Genomic DNA, 23,763 nt, shown 5'->3' with positions numbered 1-23,763 from the left:
CCTTTTATCTACCCACTGTTCCCATACCGTTAATAATTTTATCAAGCATTTCATCGACTAGCGTTACCATTCGTGCCGATGCATTATACGCTTGCTGGAACTTAATCATATCAGTCATTTCTTCATCTAAAGAAACAGCACTCACCGATTGACGGTTCTTATCTACTGAAGTTGCTAAAATGGTAGCATTTGAATAATCCTTTTGCGCACTAGCAGAATCAACACCGAGGTTGCCAATGATTCCTGAGTAATAGGCATCGAACGTTCCATTTAATCCTTTAGATGCCAATGATGACGATGTGGTTGAATCATCATCTTCATAATCATTAAAATTCTTTGATTTAATAACCGCTAAATTATGAGCATTCTCATTATCTCCAGAAGCTCCACTTTTTCCACCAGCAGCAATTAATGACGGATCTTTAATAATATCAGCATTCACTCTAATAGTTTCTGCTGCGTTCTTTCCGGGTGTAATTTCAAAGAAGTCTCCACCTTGAGTCGGATTATCACCTAAAACATACCCCTGTTTATGAACTCGATTAAACTCACTCACAAAAGCTTCCGTCATATTATTCAGCTTTTGTAGCATATCTGGATATTTGCCTAGTACTACTGCCGACGCATCAGGATCAGTTATAACTTGATTCTTAGCATCTAGAAGTTGTCCATTAGCATTTTTATTTACATATCCCGCACTCTCAATGACCCCAGCTAATGTCCCGGAAAATTTATATTCATATAACGTCGTATCACCAATCTTCACACCGCTAACAGCACCAGTTGCTTTATCAGTTTGGACTTCAATCTTTTCCGTGCCAACAAGGCCCGTATGATTCACACTGATTAAGTTAATTGGCGGCATATAAGAAGAACCGTCTTCTTGAATTAATTCGATGTTATAAAGTCCTGATGCGACTGCTTTATCTGCAATTCCGTATTTGTCTGGAAACACAGCAGATACTTTCACATTGACAAGCTGCGATAATTGGTCGACTAATACATCGCGCTCGTCATATAAATCATTTGGAATAAAGCCGTGCGGTTCGACTTTGCTAATATCTTCATTGATTCGCTGAATATTAGAGATAATCGTATTAATTCCACTTTCCTCTACACCAATTTGATAACGAATATCTTCTTGAACACTCGTTAAGGCATTATAGTAGTAGTTCAACGTTTCAGCAACCGCTGTCCCAGATGATGCTACAACCGCTCGCGCTCCGGCATTATCCGTATTTGTTGTTAAATCTTCTAGAGCATTCCAAAATTTACTCATCGTATTCAATAAACCACTTTCGGACGGATCATTCAAAATCTCTTCCATCTTCGTCAATGATTCACTTAAAGAAGCGTAATAACCAATCTTACTATTTTGGCTGCGGTATTGTGCATCTAAAAAACTATCACGAATGCGTTGTACAGAACCCGCTTCAACCCCCGTTCCTAATTGACCCGGAACTCTTGGACTATTCATTCCTGGAGTAGGAAAACCGTCCGTTGGTGTTAAGTTTACACGCTGACGTGAATATCCAGGTGTATTGGCATTGGCAACGTTGTGGCCTGTTGTATATAGGGCAGATTGAGCAACGCTAAGTGCTCGCTTTGATGTTTCTAAGCCCATAAAAGTTGAAACCATGTATGTACCCTCTCTTTCTATGTATTATGCTTTTGAATCGAACATACTGATGGATGGCTTCGGTGCCTGCTCGTTGCCGTAATTATAGTTTCGGTCTTGCGGTCGCAATACATCTAATGATAGATTCACAAACTGCAAGGACTGAACGAGCAATTGCTGATTCAACTCATTTTGTTCTTTTAATTGTGTTACTTCTTCTAGAAGCTCTATTTTTAAACGCTGTAAGGTTTCCGCTTCCTCTGGCTGTGCTTCTTCAATGACCTGATTCAGTGTAGTAGCGTTTTCGGGACGTTTCAAGAACGTTTGAACAGCTTCTTGTCGTTTGGTTTCTATTTGTGAAATAGCTTTCACATACTTCTGTTCATCAATCAAAAGAGCGGTAAGGGCGTCCGTGTCACCTTCTATAATGATGTTCTTTTTTTTACTCGCTAGTTTATTAAAGCCTTTGTGAAGCTTAATTAATTGCTCGAGTGCCTCGATGATTGGCTGTGCGGACATCTCCATTCCTCCTCTATACACAGATGATGGACGGATGAACATTACGGCCATCCGCCCTTTTTAATCAAACGTTTGATTAACGTTTAAAATAATCGATAATCCCTTTAGCTGTGGCCTTTGAATCCAACGTATATGTGCCATTCTCTACTTGGCGCTTCAGCTGTTCTATTTTTGCCTGTCTTTCAGCTTGAATACTGGAGCCTTGCTGCATCACTTTAGCCTCCGAAGAAATCTCTAATTTATCGACTGCTTTCTTATGAGAAAGCTTCTCGTTGTTCATTTTGTTCGCTTGCAGATTATAAGGATTTACCCTCGATACACCAAAAGAATGAATTTTCATTTTTCAAAGCCTCCCCCTTTGGTCAACTCGTTTTTTAGCAAACGATGTATATTGCGTTCATCATCGTTTGTTGATTCTCCTACCTCTATTATCGGCCACATCTTCATTTTTTTTATTGTTTCAAAGCATCTTTTCCTCGATACATTTCACCATTTTTCTGGTAAGAAGAAATACCTAGTATGAATAAAAAACTGCAAGTCTCCTTGCAGTTTCTATTCTTGTAACTTCTGTTTCACAAAATAAGTAACTTTCTTTTCCTGCTCTGTCATTTCACGCTTGCGCTGCTCTTCTTTTTCAAGACTCTTCAACTCTGTTCGTAATGTCTTCGTACATGTCTCACATATTCGGCCATCACGGATTAACGTCCCACATTGCTCACAAGGGTAACCTAAATTAGGAAATTGTGATATTCGTAATCTCCCTGTTTTAATAAATTTAAGGATTAAGTCTTCTTCAACGTCGGTCGCTTCTACTACTTGTGCTATCGTCGCTGTTCGATTGCTGCGCTTGCGAATAAATTGATATACTTCATCGAACTTTTTTTCTTCTTCATTATAACAAGCCTCACATACATCTCTAAATTTCGATTTCACAAAGAGTATCCCACAGTTTGGGCAATTCATTACATTCACGTTCTTTTCCCCCTCAACCACTAAAAAAGGTACATTTGTACTATTTATATCGAATAAAATACCAAATGCTTTAGACATTCGGCAAAAATATTACCTAGCAATGGTCATTGTTTCGATTTTTTCTGCTCCGGCAAGCTTCAATGCTTTAGCTGCATGCCGAACGGTAGAGCCCGTTGTGTATATATCGTCCACGATGACAATGTTTTTCCCTTGTATAGCTGTTCGGTTTTTCACTTTAAAAATTTGCGGTAAATTGATTCGTTCTTGACGCGATTTCTTTGATTGCTTTTCTGTATGAATACGCGTTAACAGCTCTGTACTGTTTATCTGCAGCACATCCAGTAAAGCTTGGGCTTGATTGAAACCGCGCTCTTGCAGGCGGTCCTTGCTTAATGGAATAACCGTAATGAGGTCGTACTCTACCTGTTGCAGGCATTCCTTCATGAATGGCGCCAACACTTCCGCTAAAGCATAGTCACCGCGATACTTATATTTCGCAATCAACTCTTTTAAAAAATCATTATAATGAAGCAGTGAGACATTTTTCGTTAAATATCCGGCCCATTCAGGATTATTCTCCCATCTTACGCAATCTAAGCAAAGCTGATCCCGCCGAAAGGATTCATCGAGCTCACGCGAACAAATCGCGCATGTTTCTCCAGAAATCCAAGAGAATTTCGCCTCACAATTTGAACATATATAGCTTTTAGGCTGTCTTAAAAATAAACTTGTCCATGTCATCGGCTTTCTCATTTTTTCATAGCATATATAGCAATTAGCCATCGAGAAGCCCACGCTTTCTCGCTTCTTCATTCATCGATGTAATATGTTTGATCGCTTCTACCATTGCCTTGCTTTTTCCGTAATGAAAAAAAGTAATGTTCCCTGTTGGGTAAGCGAAACTGCGTCCAACGCGGCCGGCAATTTGGACAAGAGCGCTTTCCGTAAAAACTTCGTGCTCCGCTCCAATAACCGCGACCTCTAAACGCTCAATCGTCACACCTCGTTCTAAAATCGTCGTTGTTAATAAACCCTGCAGTTCACCGTCTCGTAATGCTTGCACGCGTTCTTTCCGATTCGGGTGCTCGGCATAAACGGCTGGGAGGTTTTGAAAGAGAGGGCGGGCAGTTTCCATCACCGCAATGCTTGGGAAGAATAATAAAATAGGAGTTTGGCGTTCGATGCGTTCATTCACCCAATCTTGAACGGGATGCGGAACTTTCTTTTGTTGAAACTGCTTCGCCCAGTTGCCGCACCATTTCATCTCAGGGACCGGAATAGGCTGGCGATGATAGCGCGCCGGAATAGTGACCGCTTGAAGTCTGCCACCTCGATATTGCTTTTTCATTTGTTTCGATGGTGTGGCCGTTAAATAAATGGTCGTAGCCTTCTGTTTCTTCGCTTTTTGTACCGCATAGTGAAGCGAGGGATCCATCGAATACGGAAAAGCATCGACTTCATCAATAATCATGACATCAAATGCTTCTTTAAAGCGAAAGAGCTGATGTGTCGTCGCCACGGTAAGCGGCGCTAGCTTATGTCGATCATCACTGCCTCCATAAAGGGCAGCTACTTCGATAAATGGGAATGCTTTTTTCAACCGAGGCGCTAATTCCAGTACAACATCTGTTCGCGGCGTTGCGATACAAATTCGCTTTCCAGCGAGCAGCCCTGCTTCGATTCCTGCAAACAGCACTTCTGTTTTTCCAGCTCCACAAACGGCCCAAACGAGAAGCTCTTCTTGATGAAGAATGGCTTGTTTCATTCGGTCCGATGCAGTTTGTTGACCTTCTGAAAGTGTACCTGACCAATTCATCACACTTTTCGGAACACGGAAATCATAAGCCGGACCGGTCCACGTATACAGCGGCGTACATTCACTCACACGCCCCATCATAATACACGAACGACAATACGTGCAGAGCTGCCCGCATATCGCACATGGAAACGTATAAAATAACTGCTTGTCTCGATTACCGCATCGAATACAATAATCCAATTCAACGCCAAACGTTTTTGCGACATAACCTTGTTCAATATGTGTCTCAAGTACATCGAGGGAAAACGGAATTTCAGCCGCTAACAATTGCCGGCCAAATAAATGATGCTGAAGTTCAGTGGAATAAGCTTTTTGAGGGATAGAAAGCGGGGAATGAGAAATCGTGTTCACATGTTCAACCTCCTTTTTTAAAGAGTTCGACGTATTGTTATAGATTCCTTTTTCATCCAGAAGGATTTTTAAGTATAGATGCTGAAGATTGTTAATAAAGGAGTGATAATATGATTGTAAAACAATGTGAAATTCCGATTAAAGCAAGGCTGCTTGAAGCGTTGCTCTATCGATTACCCGCTGATCATCCAAAGCGCTCGGTGTTAGAGTCAGAGCTCGGCAAATGTATGGCCGGTTACCGCGGCGAGCAATCGATTGATTCCGTGTTAGCAGCGCTTCCCGAAAAAGAGTACCTCCTCTTTCATGACCTGCGCATTCCCAGTACCCCTTACCCATTCCAACTGGACATCCTCATTCTTTCTTCATCATTTTTTCTCATTCTTGAGGTGAAAAATATCGCCGGCGAAATTTACTTCGATGATGATTTTCATCAGCTTATTCAAACCAAAAATGACCAAGCACAAGCCTATGATGATCCGATTTTACAAGTGAATCGGCAGCGCAGGGAACTTCTGCAGTGGCTCACATCTAAAAAAGTACCTACAATGCCGATTGAAACATTAGTGGTCAGCGCCAATTCGCTAACAATTGTGCGTGCGAAAAATAAAGAAATTACGGAAAAAGTCGTAAGGAGAAATAGTTTAGCATTGAAAATAAATTCACTTGCTGAAAAGCATCAAGAAGACATTTTATCTAAAAAAGAGTTGAAGAAACTAATAAATTTACTGTTAAAAGCGCACACTCCATATGTTCCAAAACTACTTGAAATTTATAAAATTTCAGCGGATGAGCTGTTAACCGGTGTGCAATGCCCGAATTGCAGAGCATTGCCAATGAAAAGAAATTGGGGCAAGTGGCACTGCCAAAGCTGTTCATGTTGCTCAAGTAATGCACACCTAGCTGCCATTCGCGATTACGCCCTCTTAATTAAGCCGACGATTACGAATCGTGAATTGCGGGATTTTTTGAGGTTGGATTCTGTATCGATTGCCACAAAAATGCTGCGTAATATGCATATTCCTTATGAAGGAACAACCAAAAGTAGGGTCTATCATCTAAATTGGCGAGATTTTTACTGAAATTGGCGAAATAAACTCTCTATTTGGCGAGATTATGCTACATTTTGGCTAAATTAACTTGAAAATTGGCGAAATTCTGCCCACAAAAAAGAAACGTCTCCACACAAGACGTTTCTTTTTCACACTTTATACCAGCCTAATCCTAATGATCCTTCGCCGAGGTGCGTGCCGATGACGGGACCGAAGTAGCTTAGGTCAAATTCCACATTTGGAAGCTGCGATTCGAGTTCTGCTTTCCATGCTTTTGCTTCTTCCTCACGTTTAGCGTGAATAATCACGGCTTTGTAAGGTTCTCCGCCAGCTACTGCTTCTCCTAATAAATCCGCAATTCGTTTCATCGCTTTTTTGCGGGTGCGAATTTTTTCAAAAGGAACGATAACTTTTTCTTCAAAATGCAGCAATGGCTTTACTTGTAGTAAGCTACCGATTAAAGCTTGGGCACTGCTTAAGCGACCGCCGCGTTGCAGGTGTGATAAGTTATCCACCATGAAATACGCTCGCATCGATTGCTTCATTTCGTTAAGTCTTGCGACAATCTCGTCTGGTCCTTTACCGTCTAAAGCCATTTGTGCAGCTTCTAATACGTAAAAACCTTGAACATGACAGCTCACTTCCGAATCAAACGCAAAAACATCGATGCCATCGACCATTTCACCTGCGGAAATTGCTCCTTGGTACGTACCGCTAATGCCACTAGATAAATGAATCGAAACGACCGCGTCATACTCGCTTGCTAATTGTTCAAACTTCTCTACAAATTGTCCAATTGGCGGCTGCGAGGTTGTTGGAAGCTTCTCTTCCCGTTTAACCTTGTCATAAAAATCATCCGTATCTAGATTCACTTCTTCCTCATATACCTCTCCCCCCATAATGACCTGCAGGGGGATCATATGGATATGCAAGCGCTCTCGGACTTCCTTAGGGATATAGGCCGTGCTGTCAGTTACGACTGCCGTTTTCATAAATTAAAACCATCCTTATCAAAAGTTTTCTATTTAGTAGTTCATATTGTAAAGGAAATCATAATAGTTTGCATAGTAAAAAGCCTGGCCCATTCACAGTATGAGCCAGGTTTATCAAATAGACCGTATTTACTTTACTTCTACCCAACCGTTTTTAATCGCTGAGACAACAGCTTGTGTACGGTCGTTTACGTTCATTTTTTGTAAAATATTACTTACATGGTTTTTCACTGTTTTTTCACTAATATACAATGTTTCACCGATTGCGCGGTTGCTTTGTCCGTCAGCTAAAAGTTGAAGAACTTCACATTCACGTCTTGTTAATAAATGAAGCGGTCTTCTAATCTCTGGTGCGTGAATTGTATCCTGGTTAGCATTTTCATCTGAAACTAGACGACGATACTCTTTCACTAGATTATGCGTCACCTTCGGATGTAAATAAGAACCTCCATCCGCTACAACACGTACAGCTTCAATAAGAGTATCCGCATCCATTTCTTTTAATAAATAGCCTTGAGCACCTGTTTTAAGTGCATGCTGTACATAGTTTTCATCATCGTGAATCGATAAGATGATTACTTTTGTCTCTGGATACTGCTGAATCAACTGCTGTGTTGCTTCTATCCCATTTACGTTTGGCATATTAATGTCCATAATGACAACATCCGGATGATAGGTTTCAACCAGATTCATCGCCTCGCTGCCGTCGTCGCCTTCTGCTACCACATCAAAAGACGCTTCAAAATCTAAAATACGCTTAACACCTTCACGGAAAAGCTGATGGTCATCAATAATAACAATATTCGTTTTCATCGGCTTCTACATCTCCCTACATTCTATTTGTTATATGCTATTTCTTCTGTTTAATTTATAAAAGGTATTTGAATAAGAACAAGTGTACCTTCTTTAGGAGATGAATGAATAGTGAGTTCTCCTTCTAATAAATCGACTCTTTCTTTCATACCAATTAAACCAAATGAGTTTTCCTTTTGAACCGCCACATCGAACCCTTTTCCATTATCTTTCACAGAAACACTCACCATTTCTTTACTGATTGATAACTTCACTTGAATAAGAGTCGGTTCTGCATGTTTTAAAGCATTTTGAACAGCTTCCTGCACAAGCCGGAATAAGGCGACCTCCATATTAGAGGGCAATCGCTTCTCTTGTCCTAAATTAATAAAACTTAATTTTGCACCTTTATTATATTCTTCGATAGTTTGCAAGTATTTTCTGAGGGTAGGTACTAAACCTAAATCATCAAGTGCCATAGGACGCAGGTCATAAATAATGCGACGTACTTCATATAAAGCACTGCGAACCATACCCTTTAAGCTTTTAATTTCAACTAGTGCAGCATCCGGACCATTTTCACGCTGCACACGCTCAATTAAATCTGAACGCATCATCACGTTTGCAAGCATCTGCGCTGGACCATCATGAATTTCTCTAGATAGCTTCTTCCGTTCCTGCTCTTGTGCTTCAATGATTTTTAAACCAAAATCTTGCTTGCGTCTAGCCTCTTCCAAAGCTTCGCCAACATATCTAAAATCTTGTGTTAAATAATTCATCACAACCGTTATTTGTGAAACAAGGTGAGAAGCTCGATCAATCGTTTGCTGTACATTTCTTAATCGAAATTCTAAATCATCACGACGATGGCGCAATTGCTTCTCTAACTGTCGATTCATTTCTAAATCAACTTGAAGCTGATGGGCCTTTTCATAGGCTTCACGCACTTGTTGTTCCGAAAATTCACTAAAATTCCTACTAACCTCTGAAAGCCGTTTTCTGGCAAATCGAGCCTTCTTATCCAGAAGGTCATTCTCAGTAATCACAAAGGCTACACGGACTCGAATATCTTCAAGCTCTTTCGTTAATGCTTCAAAATCACGGCGGCACTGCTCTTCAATCTCAAAAACTTCATCTTTGCTCTCACCAACCGTGCTAATCATCGTTTCCAGGATGATGTCCAAAGATTGAGTCTTGATATTTTTTATGGACATATCGACTCCTCCACTTACATCATAGGTATAGCGCAACATTAGAATTTCAGTAGAACATGACTTAGACACTATAGTATGATAATCATATTGTACCAAAAAGCTATGAAAAATACGCTGAGTTTGTCATTCCATTGAAACATTTACCCTAAATCAAATATGATACAATATCTTTACCTAATTATAGACTATAAATAATTATCCTAATACAACAAGATAATACCATCCTAAACATTCAGTATATACTGCTATACCAACAGCTTTTATTATAGCATGTAGGTTTTTCGTCATACATTAAAGTTTGTTTACTGTTTTATGACAACGAACAGGTACTAAGACCCTTACTACAATAATGGAAGGAGAAATAGCATGTTACCGTATTATTTAACTGTCCAGCATCGAGGGGAGCATGAAATCGTCATCGAGAGGTCGCGCTTCATTGCCCACGTTGCTCGTACAGAAACAGAAGAGGAAGCTCAAACATTTATCGCGGAAATTAAGAAAAAGCATAAAGATGCAACCCATAATTGCTCTGCTTATCTCATTGGGGAACGTGATGAAATTCAAAAAGCACTCGATGATGGAGAACCGAGCGGCACGGCCGGCGTTCCTATTCTTGAAGTTCTCAAAAAGAAAAACTTAAAAGATACAACCGTTGTCGTCACACGTTATTTTGGCGGCATTAAGCTTGGAGCTGGCGGTCTTATTCGCGCTTATAGTAAATCCACCTCTGAAGGCATTGAAGCAACCGGGATTGTCGAACGAAAGCTTATGCGTGTGATTTCTACAAAAGTCGACTACACATGGCTCGGTAAGCTCGAAAATGAATTACGCGCTTCCATCTATACGATTAAAGAAATCGAATACCTCGATCAAGTCATCATTCACATTTTCGCGGAAGAGGAAAAGAAACAGGACTACATCGACTGGATGACCGAACTCACTAATGGACAAGCGATCATTCAAGAGGGGGATATCCTATATTTGGAACAAAAAATCAGCAAATCTTAGTACACCTTGCTCTCTTCTACGTGTAATTTTTTTGAAAAGAAATTTTTATTTTACGAATATCTAAAATCCATGTAAAATTAAGTTCGGCCTATCTTTTCAAGAAAGTTATCAAATACACTCGAAAAATAGCATCTATGCATTAGGCTATTTTTAAAAGGAGAAGAACAGATGTCTACTACTAGACGTGTTTATAAAATCAAAAAAACAAAAAAGAGGCGGCGTAAAAGAGTTTTTCTATTCCTTATCCCTCTGCTCGTTCTTATATTAGGCACATCCGCTTACGGAGCGAAATTAGTCTTAAAAGCGCAAAATGTGTTTCAGGAAGCCTACAACCCTGTCGAGGTTTCTTCCAAACGTGATGGGGAAGCCGTCAATCCGCTTGAAGACAATTTCTCGATACTTTTTATCGGAATTGACGATAGTGATGAACGTGATTTTAAAGGAAACTCTCGTTCAGATGCGCTTATACTTGCTACGTTTAATAAAGATCAAAAATCTGTTAAACTACTAAGCATTCCACGTGATTCCTATGTATATATACCAGCTAAAAACGCAACAACGAAAATTAACGCGGCTCATGCAGCAGGCGGTCCAAAAGCGACGATGGATACGATTGAGGAATTATTAGATATTCCTGTCGATTATTACGTCCGCATGAACTTTAATGCATTTATCGAAGTGGTCGATGCACTCGGTGGAATTAAAGTAGATGTTCCATATGCGCTTAGTGAAATGGATTCAAATGATAAACAAGGAGCGATTCAATTACAACCTGGCCTACAAACATTAACAGGTGAAGAAGCTTTAGCACTTGCTCGTACGCGGCACCAAGATAGCGACATTCAGCGCGGGGAGCGTCAACAAGAAATTCTAAAAGCCATTATGGCAAAAGCAATGTCTGTTAACGGCGTGACGAAATACACGAATGTGATAGAAGCAGTTGGCGACAATATGTCAACGAACCTTCAATTCTCACAAATTAAAGGATTCGTAAACTATATTACAGCAGATCAAGGCATCGACCTTGAATCTGTAAAGCTTAAAGGAAACGATTTATATTTAAACGGAACGTATTATTATCAATTAGACGAAACATCTGTTGAAGAAGTACGTTATGTTCTACAATCGCATTTAAACCTTGCACCAACGTCCACACCAACAGAAGCTGTACAATCGCCTGTACAATGAAAAAAAGCCCTCCATTGCGGAGGGCTTTTTTATGAATTCAGCTTATAATCTCGCCAAATTCGGGAGGAATCCCGCCAATTTTGCTTATAATCCCGCCAAATCCGGAAGGAATCCCGCCAATTTGCTTTATAATCCCGCCAAATCCGTGAGAAATCCCGCCAATTTGCTTTATCCTATAATAAAAAAACCTCCATATATAATGGAGGTTTTCTATAAATCTATGATTTATCCTTCACATTCTTCAGATTAAGAATCTTCAATAATGGTTGATAATTCGAGCTAACAAGCCCAATCTTCTCTACGATAATCTCAATCGTAATTAGTAAAATAGCTATGATTAACAAAGCTCCCCATAACGTTGCATAGGAGAAAATAATCGCAGCTAAACCGAACGATGCAGCTAATGCATAAATAAGAATAACCGTTTGTTTATGCGTAAATCCTACATTTAATAGACAATGGTGTAAATGAGATTTATCCGGAGCAGAAATCGGTTTTTTGTTCACAACCCTGCGAATAATCGCAAAGAACGTATCCGAAATCGGCACACCCAAAATGATAATTGGAATAATTAACGAAACCATCGTTACGTTTTTGAACCCTTGTAAAGACAGTACGGCAATGACGTACCCTAAAAACATGGCTCCTGTATCACCCATAAAGATTTTCGCTGGATGAAAATTATATTTCAAGAAGCCAACTGTTGCTCCTATTACAGTTAAAGCAACCGTCGCTACGAAAATATCTTGTTTAATGATCGCCATAATCGCAATCGTAATTAAAGCAATCGTTGAGACACCGCCAGCCAGTCCATCTAACCCGTCAATTAAATTAATGGCATTAATAATCCCAACAATCCACAAAATAGTAATAGGGATACTCAATACTCCGAACTGTAATGGCTCACCAAATGGTAGATTAATAAACTCTACTTCCAAACCGCCCCAAAGTACAATAATCAAGGCTGCACCAATTTGTCCAAGAAACTTAGGAGCTGCTCGCAACTCAACCATATCATCGGCAATTCCAATGATAATAATCAAAATGGCACCAATGATTAATGGCAGCTGCTGCATAACTTGGTCACTAAAGATTAAGAAAGTAAAGAGAAAGCTTAAAAATATCGCTAAACCGCCCATACGCGGCATAATTTTACTGTGTACCTTTCGTGCATTTGGTTTATCTGTTGCGCCTAGTTTAAATGCTAACTTCCCAACGTAAGGAGTTAAGAACATAGATAGTAAAAAAGCGATCAACAAGGCCCCTAATAGCATAAGACCCACCTCTTTTTCGACATAAAACACACGTACTTGCAAAAAAAATTCACATTCGTTGTTTTATTGATTTGATACTCACTTACCCAGTATATATGTTTTCAACGAAAATCTCTATAAAAAAATTATTATATGGAATTATTTTGCAAGAACAAGAGTTTTTTGTCAATTCATGTTCTGGATTATCCTTTTTCTTTTAAGACGTTTAACATAAACTTCGGTAACACCATCATACGCTGCCATCGAGTTGGCTGCTGAATAAGACGGTATAGCCATTCTAGGTTCACTTTCTGCCAAATAACAGGTGCACGTTGTACTTTTTCAGCCAGCACATCAAAACTGCCGCCGACTCCCATAAACAGCCCTTTTTCAAATAGATGCTTATGCATATTCACCCATTGTTCCTGTTTTGGAAAACCGAGCGCTGTTAAAATAATATCTGGCTTCAGATCAGCAATCGACTTGGCTAACTCCTGATCTTCAATATTAATATAACCATGATAGTGCCCAACAATCCTTAAATGTGGATACTGCTGTTTGACCTTTTCTACAGCCGCTTCAATGACCGCTTCCTCAGCACCAAGCATATACACTTTCAATTCATGCAGATTAGCCAATTCAAATAAGTCATGCATCATATCGTAGCCTGTAATTCGTTCTTCCAGCGGCTGCTTTAACCACTTCGAAGCATAAATAATTCCAATTCCATCCGGTGTAATATAATCTGCTGACAAAATAATTTGCTTATATTCTTCATGTTTATTCGCATATTCCACAATTTCAGGATTTGCTGTAACTACAAAGGTTTTTTGTTCATTCATAAGCCGAGGATAGATGATTCGATTAACAAATACATCTTTTGTCGTTCGAATAAAAGGAATCGTTAAAATCTCTACAAACTTCTCTGTCATGTCTGCCAGCCTTTCTTCTGTCCACTAGTTTTAAAAAGCTCCAGGCACCTATAAGGCGAGCCGCTGGCTTTGAGCCGCAAGTACCTGAAGTTAGACACCAAACCATATCGAAAACTTTATAAAACAAGGCTGTCCCAAAAGTATGCAACTTTGGTGCAGCCTCGTTTTTTTGAAATAAAGAATGTCACCAATGCACGATTTAAACAGTCGCTTGACTACGTTGTTTCATTTTATCTTCGCGGAATTTCTTTTGTTCCTTTTTGGACATGGCTTTATAGTCTTTCAAAAACTGTTCGTATTGCGGCATTACTTCTTCAATCGTTCCATATGCCTTTAGCTCACCATATTCAAGCCAAACCGCTTTTTGACAAAATTTCTTCATTTGCCCAAGTGAATGACTAATGAAAAACATCGTCTTCCCTTTCGCTTTGAACTCGTTCATTTTATCTAAACACTTCTCAGCAAAGTTCTTGTCTCCAACAGACAACGCTTCATCAATAATTAATACATCTGGATCAATATGAACTGAAATCGCGAAGCCGAGTCGTGACTTCATCCCGCTTGAATAGGATTTAACCGGCTGGTCGATAAACTTTCCAAGCTCTGAAAACTCAATAATTTCTGGTTCTAGCTCTTGAATTTGTTTTTTATCAAAGCCGAGCATGAGCATTTTTAACTCAATATTATCGCGACCTGTCAATTTATTATTCAGCCCAGATGATACTGCGATTAATGCTGATTTTCCTTCTACCTGCACCGTACCTTCTGTGGGCGGGACAATTCCCGCAATAATATTGGAAAGCGTTGATTTACCCGAACCATTGATGCCGACAAATCCAATGACATCGCCTTTTTCCGCCTCAAAACTAACATTTCTAAGCGCAAAATACTCTTCCCCATACTCTTTTGGCAGCAATAAATCCAAAAGCTTGTCGGAGTTCTTTTTATATAATTTATATTTTTTCGTTACATTTTTAACGATAACTGATTTTTCCATCCTTATCACGTCCCGTTTACTTGAAGTCCACAAAGCGATCTCTAAATTTCACATGTAATGAAGAACCGATGAGGAAGAAAACAATCACAACAAACCAGAAATAAAGCGTATATTCCCAGTGTTCAATGAAATACCACGATTCTCCAAGCAGTGAAGCGCGATAGCCTTCCACGATATAATATAACGGATTCAACTTCATAATCTGAACAATCAATGGATGGTCTTTCGCATCCAATACCCATAGAATTGGCGTTAAATAAAACAAAATTCGCATTAAAGCTGCTACCATATTGTTTACGTCACGGATAATTGTCGATAACGTTGACGTAATTAACCCGAATGAAACGAGTAAAATAATCGTAGCCAATATATAATAAGGAAGCTGAACAATATACACTGTAGGAAGATAGCCTGTTGTAGCTAGAAGAACGATAATGACACCTAATAGCATAAAATGTTGATACAGCTTCGCAACAATAACATAAGTCGGTATAACGCTCATTGGAAAGCTCATCTTCGAAACCATTGTTAAACGCGAATAAATGGATTTCGAGGCTTGTGTCGTTGCTGGATTCACAAAAAACCACACAACAATCCCTGCCATTAACCAAGGAAGAAAATCATGACCATCCACTTTTTCACGATTAAAAATACCGAATCCAAATACAAACCAAAAGATTGCAATTTGAATCATTGGGTTAATAATTTCCCATAAAATCCCCAAATAGTTGCCGCTATTGGCACTTTTCATCTCATACGCCGACAAGCGTCTCACTAAATAGAAATGATTAATTTGTTCTTTTAAAACAGTCCACGCTGCACTCATAAGTTATTTACCCAGACCTTCCTAAAAACACTTTTTCTACGACACGACGAGAAGCTTCGCCATCTTCCAACGAACAAAATCTATCGTAGAAGGCGTCATTGTTGGCATCTGCATCAGTTAAAGATCGAATGCTTGCAATAACCTCATCTGTCGTTTTCACTAACGGACCTGGTGCTGTCGCTTCAAAGTCAAAATAAAATCCGCGAAGCTTGTCTCGATACTTGTCAATATCATATACATAAAACAGCATCGGCCGCTTTAAATTGGCATAATCAAAGAACACCGATGAATAGTCGGTTAAAATTAAATCAGAAATTAAATACAAATGACTGATATCGCCATAGTTTGAAAAATTATAAGCAAATCCTTCGTACGAAGATAAATCTAAGTTTTCGGCAATCAAATAATGCAAACGCAAAAGAATTATATACTCTTGTCCCAATTCTTCACGCATTTTATGAAGATTAAGCTGCAAATCAAATTTATATTTGCCTTTTTCATAAAACTCATCATCTCTCCACGTTGGTGCATATAAGATTACTTTTTTATCTAATGGAATCCCCATTTTTCGCTTCAATGAATCGATTGTATCACGATTGTTCCCATTGTACAGTATATCATTGCGTGGATAGCCGGTTTCAATAATTTTAGACGGGCTTACGTTAAATGCACGAGCAAAAATTTCCGTTGAGTACACATTCGGTGAAATTAAATAATCCCACTTACTCGATTCCTCATGAAAATTCTTCTTATATTTTTCCGTATCCGTGCCAGGCATATGTACTTCTTTCATATCCGCTGCTAATTTCTTCAGAGGTGTTCCATGCCATGTTTGTAAATAGGTAGTGTGCTTTGGCTTTGGAATCCAAAGCGGCAAACGACTATTCGACACCCAAAAGCGGGCACGTGTCATTTTCAACAGCCAAGGAATCGTAAAACGGGGCACATAAGGAATACCTGCTTCCTCAAAAGTTTTTGCATACCGTTTATCCACACTCCAATACATCTTATATTCAGGATGCTGGTTTTGCAAATATTCATAAATTGCTCGCGGATTGCAGCTATACTGCTTACCGAGAAAGCTTTCAAACATTACAAGCTTTTGGTCAACAGGCAACATCTTACCGGCCAATCCAAAAACTATTTTGTATGCATTTGTAAGCTTTGTTTTTACTATCTTATTTAATGAAGCCATATGCTTCTCCTTTCTATAAAAGCGCAACCAGCTCGTTCAGCTGATGAAGCAGATAAGAATTCGCTATTTGTCTTTTAGAGGCTATTATCCTCTGCATAGTGAGCTATCCGGTGGAACTAGACATCAGCACTCATTGAAAATTCTATACATTCTTATCTTTTAAAAAAAACCTACTTTATAGTATACCTTTTTTTGCAGTGTAGACAAGGAGTCGACTTTTGTGTAGAAAAAGAGCGTAACGCCACCTTATTGTGTTTGTTCATGTTTAAACCTAACCAATTTCCATTATGGGTTAGTCGAGATTAACTCCTGGTAATTTTTTGCGAAAATGTACTGTATGTATTACAAACTCGTTACAAATACTTCAAAAAACTAGCATCTCTCATTTCTGAATAAGTACTATGCTAAAATTATAGGTAAATAGTATAAATAATTACCATTTTAGTTTACTTGCATTTTCATCTTCTAAACCACAATAATTCTCCCTAAAGTCATCATATTTCCTCCGATGGTTTTCACTTACATCCTCTATATTTAATACAGCTTCAATAATATCCTCCGTTGTTTTTAAAAATGGAACTGGGTCCTCTTTGTCAAAGTACATATAAACTCCCTCTAATGTTGTCTCGATAATCATCAAGGTCATATGTGTAATACAAAATAGGTTTGTTTGTGTTAGCGAAGTCAAACATTACTGATGAATAATCTGTAATCATTATCGCGCTCTCTTTAATTAAATGTTGAATATACATCCGTCAAAGTCCAAGTTTTATGTAAACAAGTGCATCAAAGATAACAGGTATTTTTACTCTTATATTCATTTATCGCGATTAATCTTAAAGTATCATTTAATGAAAATTATTATAATTCATTTTACCTGCACTAAGAATCCCCCTACAAAAATGACCAAATAACTTGAATTGTTTTCTTTCATAAAACGACAAAAAAACCTCATCAAATGATAAGGTTTTTTGTGAGTTTGTTTAGCTAAAAAATTGGTCAACAATACGCTCCGCTGCTTTACCATCTTCTAATGAGCAGTATTTCTTTTTAAATGCACTGTACTTTTCTTTGTATTGCTTATTAACTTCATCGATATTAGTAACGGCTTCAATAATATCATTCGTATCAAATAAGAGTGGACCTGGCGCTTCCTTTTCAAAATCCATATAAAAGCCTCGAATATCATTTTTATATAGATCTAAATCATAAGTAAAGAAAAGGATTGGTTTGGATGTATTGGCGAAATCAAACATTACTGACGAATAATCTGTGATTAGGATATCACTAATTAAATATAGCTCTTGTATATCGGAATACCCTGATACATTATAGACAAATCCTCTATATTCTTCTGGGATCTTTAATTTACTGCTGATTACTACATGCATGCGTAGTAATATTACATACTCCTCACCAAATCGTTCCTTTAAAGACTCTAAGTCCATCATGAGGTTAAATTGGAACTTATTATTTCCATTTGTTTCATTATCACGGAAAGTAGGTGCATAAAGTATAACTTTTTTATCGGTAGGAAGTTTTAATTGTCCCTTAACTTTAGAGCTAATTTCATTAATATCTGCCCTAAAAAACAAATCATTTCTAGGATAACCTACTTCTAGGATATTCCCTTCATATTTAAAAGCACTTCTAAAACAATTAGATGCATATTCACTAGGTGAAATTAAATAGGACCATGTCTTTGTTGCACCATATACACGTTCAACATAATCATCTGTTCTTCCTTGAACATTTTCTATATCAAAAAGCATTCTCTTTAATGGTGTTCCATGCCACGTTTGAATATAGGTGGTTTCTTTTCTCTTTTTAATATACGTAGGGAAGTTTTGATTGTTTACCCAATACTTAGCTGTGGCTAAATAGTAATAATATTTAATACTAAACCTTCTAACAGCAATTGTATTCGGATCTCTAAATCTTGCCTTCTTATTATAGATCCATACCTTTTTATATTTAAGCTTTCTTTTAAGAATCTCTTCATAAATATATTTCGGACTATCTGAGTATTGTTTTCCGATTCCACTTTCAAACACAATTACATTGTTACTTACTGGGAAAATCCATTTAAATAGGGTGAAGACCTTTTTCATGATTGGGAAATATATTTTACTTTTCCTGAATTTCTTATATGTCTTTTTAACATATTGATTATTTACAACTAATTTCTTAAAAGAAAATTTCTTTTTAGACCGAATCTCTCGCGTCGCATTATAAATTCTTTCACCAGATTTTCCGTCCTTATATTTCAAAAATTTCTTTGCTCGTTTTTTGAATTCATCTTTCATTTTAAAATCATTGCTTGCATAATGCTCAACTAAAGCTAGAATATCCTCTAGTTGATAAATAATATCCCCTGGTAAATCATTATCTAAATCCAAATGTGAAGGTTTTTTTCCAATAAATCTTCTTCGATCAAATTGATAATATAATACCGGCTTATCTAAAAAGCTGAAATCAAATGCAACACTAGAATAATCCGTGATCATTAATGCACTTTCTTTCATTAAATCTTGAACATCTACTTCACCTTGAGTTACAATACGAATATTTGCATCATTAAAATACGAGGTAAATCTTTGCATATTTGGATGCAAACAAAGCACGATGTCAAAGTTATATTTGTCAGCCATATTCTGCAATACTGGGCTAAAAACAAGCTCCTTATAACGCTCAAAATATTCGCTTTCTAAAAATATTTCATCGTTTACAATCCATTCCCGCCATGTGGGGATAATTAATATTTCACGCTTCGTTTTTATATCATCCAAAAACAAACTATCAAATCTCGATAGCCCTGTAACTTTTACTTGTTCTTTGGAATAACCAAAATCTTGAACAATAATAGACTTTTCATAATCTGAACTTACAATAAATAAATCTGTCTCAAAGCTTGGAGATTGTTCTCCATAAAAGTGTACTGTATTTTTCGTACCCATAACACCATGTTGAAGGAATACTTTCTTAGCTTTTACCTTTTTCTTAAATTGTTCCGTTCTCAACGGGTATAAGTAGTCCGGATGGTGTGAACCAATAACTCTAGTTGCAACCAAGGTATAAAGAATATGTTTTTTTGATCCAAAGTGGAGCACATTCCCTAACTCCTGAACATTTCTCTTTTCAGGAGAATCCTCATCTATCACATAATACGTGTTTCTATCGGGGTGCTGTGTTCTCATATATTTGAAAAATCTATATCCAGTATCTTGTGCCTTATATGGTCTTTCACCAACAATCCAAATATCTTGTTTCTTATAAAATGGTTTTAAAAGCCATGCGAATCTCATCATCTTTGTTAAATATTTTGAGATCTCTGTATCAAACTTATCTATTTGGATCGATATATTAAAGTATTTAATCGTGAAGTATGGAGTTGCAATATGTGTAAATTCTCCATGATTAATATACGCTGGTTTCGTCGTATATTTCTTTGCCTTATCCTTTGGCATCCCAAGTCTTACTGAACGCTCGATTACTTCTGATTCATACATATCATTTTTTAACTCAAGGTCCATAAAAAGATCATAAATATCGACTTCTTTTATGTCATGTAAAGGGATATTAGTTTGAAAAGAATAATAATAATTTCTTTCTCCCCCATTAGACATTTCTTCATGCAATCTAACCGGAACCTTAATCTTAATCCCTGTTTCCCGTCCGGATAATACAATACTAGATTCTTTTACCGTAAAGCTCTTTGTACGTACTTCTCCTTTAACAAGAAAATGATCTTTTTTTGCCTTTAAGAATTTAATCTTAGCCTCTGGCTTACATGTTATTTCCTTATCCACCAACAAAGTGAACATTTGATTTGTATTTAAATATAGGATTGATTTTTTTTGATTAAGTTCAAATGGTAGCAAATCATGATAGCTAATTTCATCAAATTTCCCTAGACGAATGAAATATTCTAATTCCACTTTACCATCTTCACGAACAATAACTTTAGCTTGATCCTTTATAGCGTTATATTGATGTACTGTTAATTCTTCTTCAGGAGTATGCATCAATATATATAAACCATAACTAGGTTCTACAATTACATCTTTAAATTCATTTAAATTTACGTCAAAATGAAAGTTAGCTGAAGAAGGAATTTCTGAAATCTTCACTTGAGATTCTTTGTCCTTTGTCATCAGCCATAATTCTTTCGCTTGATATCTTCCAGTAAATTCACCGCTTATCTCAAAATTCCCTGGGGCTCCCATTTTGACGGACAAACTTTTCTTGAAGTTATTACTTACTTTTTTTCTATTAAAGAAAAGCATCTTACACTTAACCACCTTATTATGAGTTGTAAATTACCTTATGAGTCGCAACATACATAATCCAACGCTAGTATGTATTAATGTTTTGAACAAATAGTATCATAACAGAAGAAAATTTCTCCGAAAATTGATTAAATACAAAAACTAATATAAATTTTGTTTATTTCCATTTCAATGAGGTATAACTACATATTAATACCCTTATTATCTTCATTTCCCCTTTGTCTATTCTATCTGAAAACTACAAGGAATTAAACATTCTATGTAACTACTCAACTCATCGCTTCAAAGTTAAGCTTTTTACCGCTATTTAGTGCCTTTAAAATCATATACGTTTTTTTATTTTTTCTCAATAGTGCTATACTTTTGTGCCATTTGTTTCATTACTTATTATTCTGTATCGTCGTGAGAAAGGGCAGGAGGCCTTCTACTTATTCAAAAACTTCTCGTTTTTCTTCTATAATATGTCCATTTAGAAGCGAACTACTTCCCCTTTATTTATCCGCCCTATTTTACAACCCCATTACAAATACGTTACAAAACCAATTCTCTCTCACTTACTTTAAATCACCATGCTAGAATTAATAGGTTAATAGATTATTATGGATACTCTAGCAATTTTAAAGAAATGAGGAAAATGTATGCTGCAAACGATTCGCAACTATTTTTTCACGCTACTATTTGTATTAACCTTCATATCCCTTTCAACTTCTATCGCTTCTGCTGCGACTACTTTACAAGGTGTAGCGTTAGATCCGCCAACGAACGTATATGAACAAACTAATACAAGCTCAAAGGTTCTAAAAAGCTATAGTCAAGGAACGATTCTTCGTTACCAAGCATATAGTGACAATTGGTATAAGGCTTCGGTCTATATAAGTGGCAAAGCCGTTACTGGTTACATCTATAAAGCCGATGTTGAAACGGCGACGGCATCCCCTGTGTCTGTCTCTGTAATCGGTTTAGATCAACCAACAAACGTATACACTAAAGCTTCTACAAGCTCTGCTACAGTAAAATCATACGCTCAAGGAACGATTCTTAAAGTGCAAACCTTCACATCTAAATGGTATGCTGCAACTGTATATGTGAACGGCGAAAAGAGAACAGGCTATATTTATAAAGGCGATGTTGAAAAGATTGTTACATCTCCAGAACCTGTTTCTGGAATCGGCTTAAAGAATCCAACAAACGTCTATGCGAAAGCTTCTACAAGTGCTACTAAGTTAAAGTCTTATGCACAAGGAACGATTCTCAAAATGCAAACTTTCACATCTAAATGGTATGCTGCAACCGTATATGTGAAAGGAGAAAAGAAAACAGGCTATATTCACGTCAATGATATTGAGAAAATTTGGACTTCCAAGCAACAACTTTTGGAAGGAGCAGCCTTAAAAGCACCAACAAATGTATATAGTAAAGCATCTAGGAATTCTTCTGTATTCAGAAGCTATACACAAAGTAAGGTGTTAAAATATCGAACATTTTCCGAGAATTGGTATACGGCAACCATATACATATCAGGAACAGCAACAACTGGTTACATCCATAAAGACGATGTCAAAGGTTTATCTTACTATAACTTAACAGTAGATGAAGCGACGGCAATGCAAGTCAAAGTGAACCCTATGACAGATGAGTCCGGTTCTTGGAAAGAAGCCAATGCAACACAAGTTACATATTATGTAGAACCAACGAACTTCTTAGCAAATGACACATCTTCCTATCAGTTCCTAGTTCTATCAGACCTTGCAGGCACAAACGCTACAGAACTTAATAATGCTTTATTAAATGGAAAAGGCATTCTAGCTAATCAAGGAGAAGCCTTCATTGAGGCTGCCAAAACACATGGTGTAAATGAAATTTATTTAATTAGCCATGCCTTACTTGAAACAGGAAATGGCTACTCTACTCTTTCAAATGGTGTGGAAGTAAGCGAAGTAGATGGCAAAGCAGTTACACCGAGAGTAGTTTATAATATGTTCGGAATCGGCGCTAAAGATTCATGCGCCCTGCGATGCGGTTCGGAATATGCCTATAAGGCTGGCTGGACAACTCCTCAAAAAGCGATTATCGGCGGTGCACAGTTTATCGGAAACGGTTATGTAAATGCTGGTCAAGATACACTCTATAAAATGCGCTGGAATCCAGCAGGTATGGAGAAATACGGATATGCGACACACCAATATGCAACAGATATTGGCTGGGCCGTTAAACAAACCGATCGAATTGCTAAGATGTACGATGCCCTTTCTACATACAATCTTCAATTAGATGTAACAACGTATTTACCAAGCTATTAAACTATGAAACCAGAAATGATTCCCCCGAATAAGATATCTCCTTATTCGGGGGAATCTACGTTAAAGGGTTATTTTTTCCATACTCAACAGGCATTAATACCCTCAAAAATTAAGAGGAAACGAAGAAGATAGGTGAGGGAGGGCAACTGCCCGTAAAAATTCGATTGGTGAGATACAGTGAAACCTACCTTTGTAGTTTTCAAAGGTATAGTTGGAACTAATCAGGTTCGTACTGTCACTTAATCCTAGCTATAGCGAAAATCTTAGTGACAGTGGAGCGCGACTAACTATAAGTGGAGATTGTTCTTCATCCCCACTTATAGAAGTTTCACTTTATATTGAATATCCACTAGATACATTATAAAATGGAGGATAAATCCGAACGCATTGTAATATTTAAACAACAGATGTTAAAATTTTGTTGTTTCATTGTAAATATAATACGTTAT

At 37.5% G+C, this 23,763-nt stretch carries 18 protein-coding genes and 2 pseudogenes; 4 read left to right on the top strand and 16 right to left on the bottom strand.

Annotated features, from left to right (window positions below; all coding sequences use genetic code 11):
• Positions 1-4 precede the first annotated feature (4 nt).
• The 6 genes from flgK to ACE199_RS09290 form a co-directional block, all read right to left on the bottom strand.
• Positions 5-1,639, bottom strand: coding sequence for a flagellar hook-associated protein FlgK (gene flgK / locus ACE199_RS09315; protein ID WP_375349511.1), 1,635 nt, complete (start codon positions 1,637-1,639; stop codon positions 5-7).
• 24 nt (positions 1,640-1,663) lie between these two features.
• Positions 1,664-2,137, bottom strand: a complete 474-nt coding sequence (locus ACE199_RS09310; RefSeq protein WP_375349510.1) for a flagellar protein FlgN — start codon at positions 2,135-2,137, stop codon at positions 1,664-1,666.
• A gap of 76 nt (positions 2,138-2,213) precedes the next feature.
• Positions 2,214-2,477: a flagellar biosynthesis anti-sigma factor FlgM gene (gene flgM / locus ACE199_RS09305; protein ID WP_375349509.1), complete on the bottom strand. Its 264-nt coding sequence runs from the start codon at positions 2,475-2,477 to the stop codon at positions 2,214-2,216.
• A gap of 212 nt (positions 2,478-2,689) precedes the next feature.
• A complete protein-coding gene (locus tag ACE199_RS09300) occupies positions 2,690-3,100 on the bottom strand; it encodes a TIGR03826 family flagellar region protein (protein ID WP_375349660.1) in 411 nt (136 codons plus the stop codon).
• 99 nt (positions 3,101-3,199) lie between these two features.
• Complete coding sequence (locus ACE199_RS09295) at positions 3,200-3,850, bottom strand: ComF family protein (protein WP_375349508.1); 651 nt, start codon at positions 3,848-3,850, stop codon at positions 3,200-3,202.
• A 34-nt stretch (positions 3,851-3,884) separates the two neighbouring features.
• Positions 3,885-5,279, bottom strand: a complete 1,395-nt coding sequence (locus tag ACE199_RS09290; RefSeq protein ID WP_375349507.1) for an ATP-dependent helicase ComFA — start codon at positions 5,277-5,279, stop codon at positions 3,885-3,887.
• 110 nt (positions 5,280-5,389) lie between these two features.
• Here ACE199_RS09290 and ACE199_RS09285 point away from each other — a divergent pair, with 110 nt between their 5' ends.
• Positions 5,390-6,358 (top strand): nuclease-related domain-containing protein, encoded by a 969-nt coding sequence (locus ACE199_RS09285; RefSeq protein ID WP_375349506.1) that lies wholly within the window; start codon positions 5,390-5,392, stop codon positions 6,356-6,358.
• A gap of 119 nt (positions 6,359-6,477) precedes the next feature.
• On the opposite strand, the gene ACE199_RS09280 is transcribed toward ACE199_RS09285, so the two are convergent.
• From ACE199_RS09280 to ACE199_RS09270, 3 genes are all read right to left on the bottom strand, one after another.
• Positions 6,478-7,320, bottom strand: a complete 843-nt coding sequence (locus ACE199_RS09280; RefSeq protein WP_375349505.1) for a DegV family protein — start codon at positions 7,318-7,320, stop codon at positions 6,478-6,480.
• Positions 7,321-7,449: 129 nt separating this feature from the next.
• Entirely contained in the window at positions 7,450-8,133 is a 684-nt protein-coding gene (locus ACE199_RS09275; protein WP_375349504.1) for a response regulator transcription factor, read from the bottom strand.
• A gap of 50 nt (positions 8,134-8,183) precedes the next feature.
• Positions 8,184-9,326, bottom strand: a complete 1,143-nt coding sequence (locus ACE199_RS09270; RefSeq protein WP_375349503.1) for a sensor histidine kinase — start codon at positions 9,324-9,326, stop codon at positions 8,184-8,186.
• 366 nt (positions 9,327-9,692) lie between these two features.
• On the opposite strand from ACE199_RS09270, the gene ACE199_RS09265 reads away from it, so the two are divergent.
• Together ACE199_RS09265 and ACE199_RS09260 are read left to right on the top strand one after the other, a co-directional pair.
• The gene (locus ACE199_RS09265) at positions 9,693-10,334 is read left to right on the top strand and encodes a YigZ family protein (RefSeq protein ID WP_375349502.1); all 642 of its coding nucleotides are present in this window, start codon (positions 9,693-9,695) and stop codon (positions 10,332-10,334) included.
• Between the two features lie 168 nt (positions 10,335-10,502).
• Positions 10,503-11,522, top strand: coding sequence for an LCP family protein (locus tag ACE199_RS09260; RefSeq protein ID WP_375349501.1), 1,020 nt, complete (start codon positions 10,503-10,505; stop codon positions 11,520-11,522).
• A gap of 218 nt (positions 11,523-11,740) precedes the next feature.
• Here the strand turns inward: ACE199_RS09260 and ACE199_RS09255 are convergent, their stop codons facing one another.
• From ACE199_RS09255 to ACE199_RS09225, 7 genes and pseudogenes are all read right to left on the bottom strand, one after another.
• Positions 11,741-12,796, bottom strand: a complete 1,056-nt coding sequence (locus ACE199_RS09255) for a glycosyltransferase family 4 protein (protein ID WP_375349500.1) — start codon at positions 12,794-12,796, stop codon at positions 11,741-11,743.
• Between the two features lie 182 nt (positions 12,797-12,978).
• Positions 12,979-13,707 carry a WecB/TagA/CpsF family glycosyltransferase gene (locus ACE199_RS09250; RefSeq protein WP_375349499.1) on the bottom strand — a complete coding sequence of 243 codons (729 nt, stop codon included), beginning with the start codon at positions 13,705-13,707 and terminating at the stop codon, positions 12,979-12,981.
• A gap of 199 nt (positions 13,708-13,906) precedes the next feature.
• The gene (tagH, locus tag ACE199_RS09245; protein WP_375349498.1) at positions 13,907-14,704 is read right to left on the bottom strand and encodes a teichoic acids export ABC transporter ATP-binding subunit TagH; all 798 of its coding nucleotides are present in this window, start codon (positions 14,702-14,704) and stop codon (positions 13,907-13,909) included.
• Between the two features lie 16 nt (positions 14,705-14,720).
• Positions 14,721-15,530, bottom strand: coding sequence for an ABC transporter permease (locus tag ACE199_RS09240; RefSeq protein ID WP_375349497.1), 810 nt, complete (start codon positions 15,528-15,530; stop codon positions 14,721-14,723).
• 7 nt (positions 15,531-15,537) lie between these two features.
• Positions 15,538-16,740 (bottom strand): annotated as a pseudogene (locus tag ACE199_RS09235) (CDP-glycerol glycerophosphotransferase family protein); the annotation flags it as partial.
• 418 nt (positions 16,741-17,158) lie between these two features.
• Positions 17,159-17,417 (bottom strand): annotated as a pseudogene (locus ACE199_RS09230) (CDP-glycerol glycerophosphotransferase family protein).
• Positions 17,418-17,708: 291 nt separating this feature from the next.
• Entirely contained in the window at positions 17,709-20,855 is a 3,147-nt protein-coding gene (locus ACE199_RS09225; protein WP_375349496.1) for a CDP-glycerol glycerophosphotransferase family protein, read from the bottom strand.
• Positions 20,856-21,652: 797 nt separating this feature from the next.
• On the opposite strand from ACE199_RS09225, the gene ACE199_RS09220 reads away from it, so the two are divergent.
• Positions 21,653-23,314: a glucosaminidase domain-containing protein gene (locus tag ACE199_RS09220; protein ID WP_375349495.1), complete on the top strand. Its 1,662-nt coding sequence runs from the start codon at positions 21,653-21,655 to the stop codon at positions 23,312-23,314.
• Positions 23,315-23,763: the final 449 nt, after the last annotated feature.

It is taken from the genome of Peribacillus sp. Hz7 (assembly GCF_042136355.1).
In the GTDB taxonomy this organism is placed as follows: Bacteria; Bacillota; Bacilli; order Bacillales; family DSM-1321; genus Peribacillus; species Peribacillus asahii_A.
The sequence above is the reverse complement of the archived record's forward strand: the minus strand, read 5'-3'. Positions and strand labels throughout refer to the sequence as shown.

What these genes read in the sequence shown, in the direction of transcription:
- ACE199_RS09300 (WP_375349660.1), bottom strand. Translation starts at nt 3,100, where the DNA reads ATGAATTGCCCAAACTGTGGGATACTCTTTGTGAAATCGAAATTTAGA.
- ACE199_RS09265 (WP_375349502.1), top strand. Translation starts at nt 9,693, where the DNA reads ATGTTACCGTATTATTTAACTGTCCAGCATCGAGGGGAGCATGAAATC.
- flgK (WP_375349511.1), bottom strand. Translation starts at nt 1,639, where the DNA reads ATGGTTTCAACTTTTATGGGCTTAGAAACATCAAAGCGAGCACTTAGC.
- ACE199_RS09270 (WP_375349503.1), bottom strand. Translation starts at nt 9,326, where the DNA reads ATGTCCATAAAAAATATCAAGACTCAATCTTTGGACATCATCCTGGAA.
- flgM (WP_375349509.1), bottom strand. Translation starts at nt 2,477, where the DNA reads ATGAAAATTCATTCTTTTGGTGTATCGAGGGTAAATCCTTATAATCTG.
- ACE199_RS09240 (WP_375349497.1), bottom strand. Translation starts at nt 15,530, where the DNA reads ATGAGTGCAGCGTGGACTGTTTTAAAAGAACAAATTAATCATTTCTAT.
- ACE199_RS09310 (WP_375349510.1), bottom strand. Translation starts at nt 2,137, where the DNA reads ATGTCCGCACAGCCAATCATCGAGGCACTCGAGCAATTAATTAAGCTT.
- ACE199_RS09255 (WP_375349500.1), bottom strand. Translation starts at nt 12,796, where the DNA reads ATGCTATTAGGGGCCTTGTTGATCGCTTTTTTACTATCTATGTTCTTA.
- tagH (WP_375349498.1), bottom strand. Translation starts at nt 14,704, where the DNA reads ATGGAAAAATCAGTTATCGTTAAAAATGTAACGAAAAAATATAAATTA.
- ACE199_RS09250 (WP_375349499.1), bottom strand. Translation starts at nt 13,707, where the DNA reads ATGACAGAGAAGTTTGTAGAGATTTTAACGATTCCTTTTATTCGAACG.
- ACE199_RS09280 (WP_375349505.1), bottom strand. Translation starts at nt 7,320, where the DNA reads ATGAAAACGGCAGTCGTAACTGACAGCACGGCCTATATCCCTAAGGAA.
- ACE199_RS09295 (WP_375349508.1), bottom strand. Translation starts at nt 3,850, where the DNA reads ATGACATGGACAAGTTTATTTTTAAGACAGCCTAAAAGCTATATATGT.
- ACE199_RS09275 (WP_375349504.1), bottom strand. Translation starts at nt 8,133, where the DNA reads ATGAAAACGAATATTGTTATTATTGATGACCATCAGCTTTTCCGTGAA.
- ACE199_RS09285 (WP_375349506.1), top strand. Translation starts at nt 5,390, where the DNA reads ATGATTGTAAAACAATGTGAAATTCCGATTAAAGCAAGGCTGCTTGAA.
- ACE199_RS09260 (WP_375349501.1), top strand. Translation starts at nt 10,503, where the DNA reads ATGTCTACTACTAGACGTGTTTATAAAATCAAAAAAACAAAAAAGAGG.
- ACE199_RS09220 (WP_375349495.1), top strand. Translation starts at nt 21,653, where the DNA reads ATGCTGCAAACGATTCGCAACTATTTTTTCACGCTACTATTTGTATTA.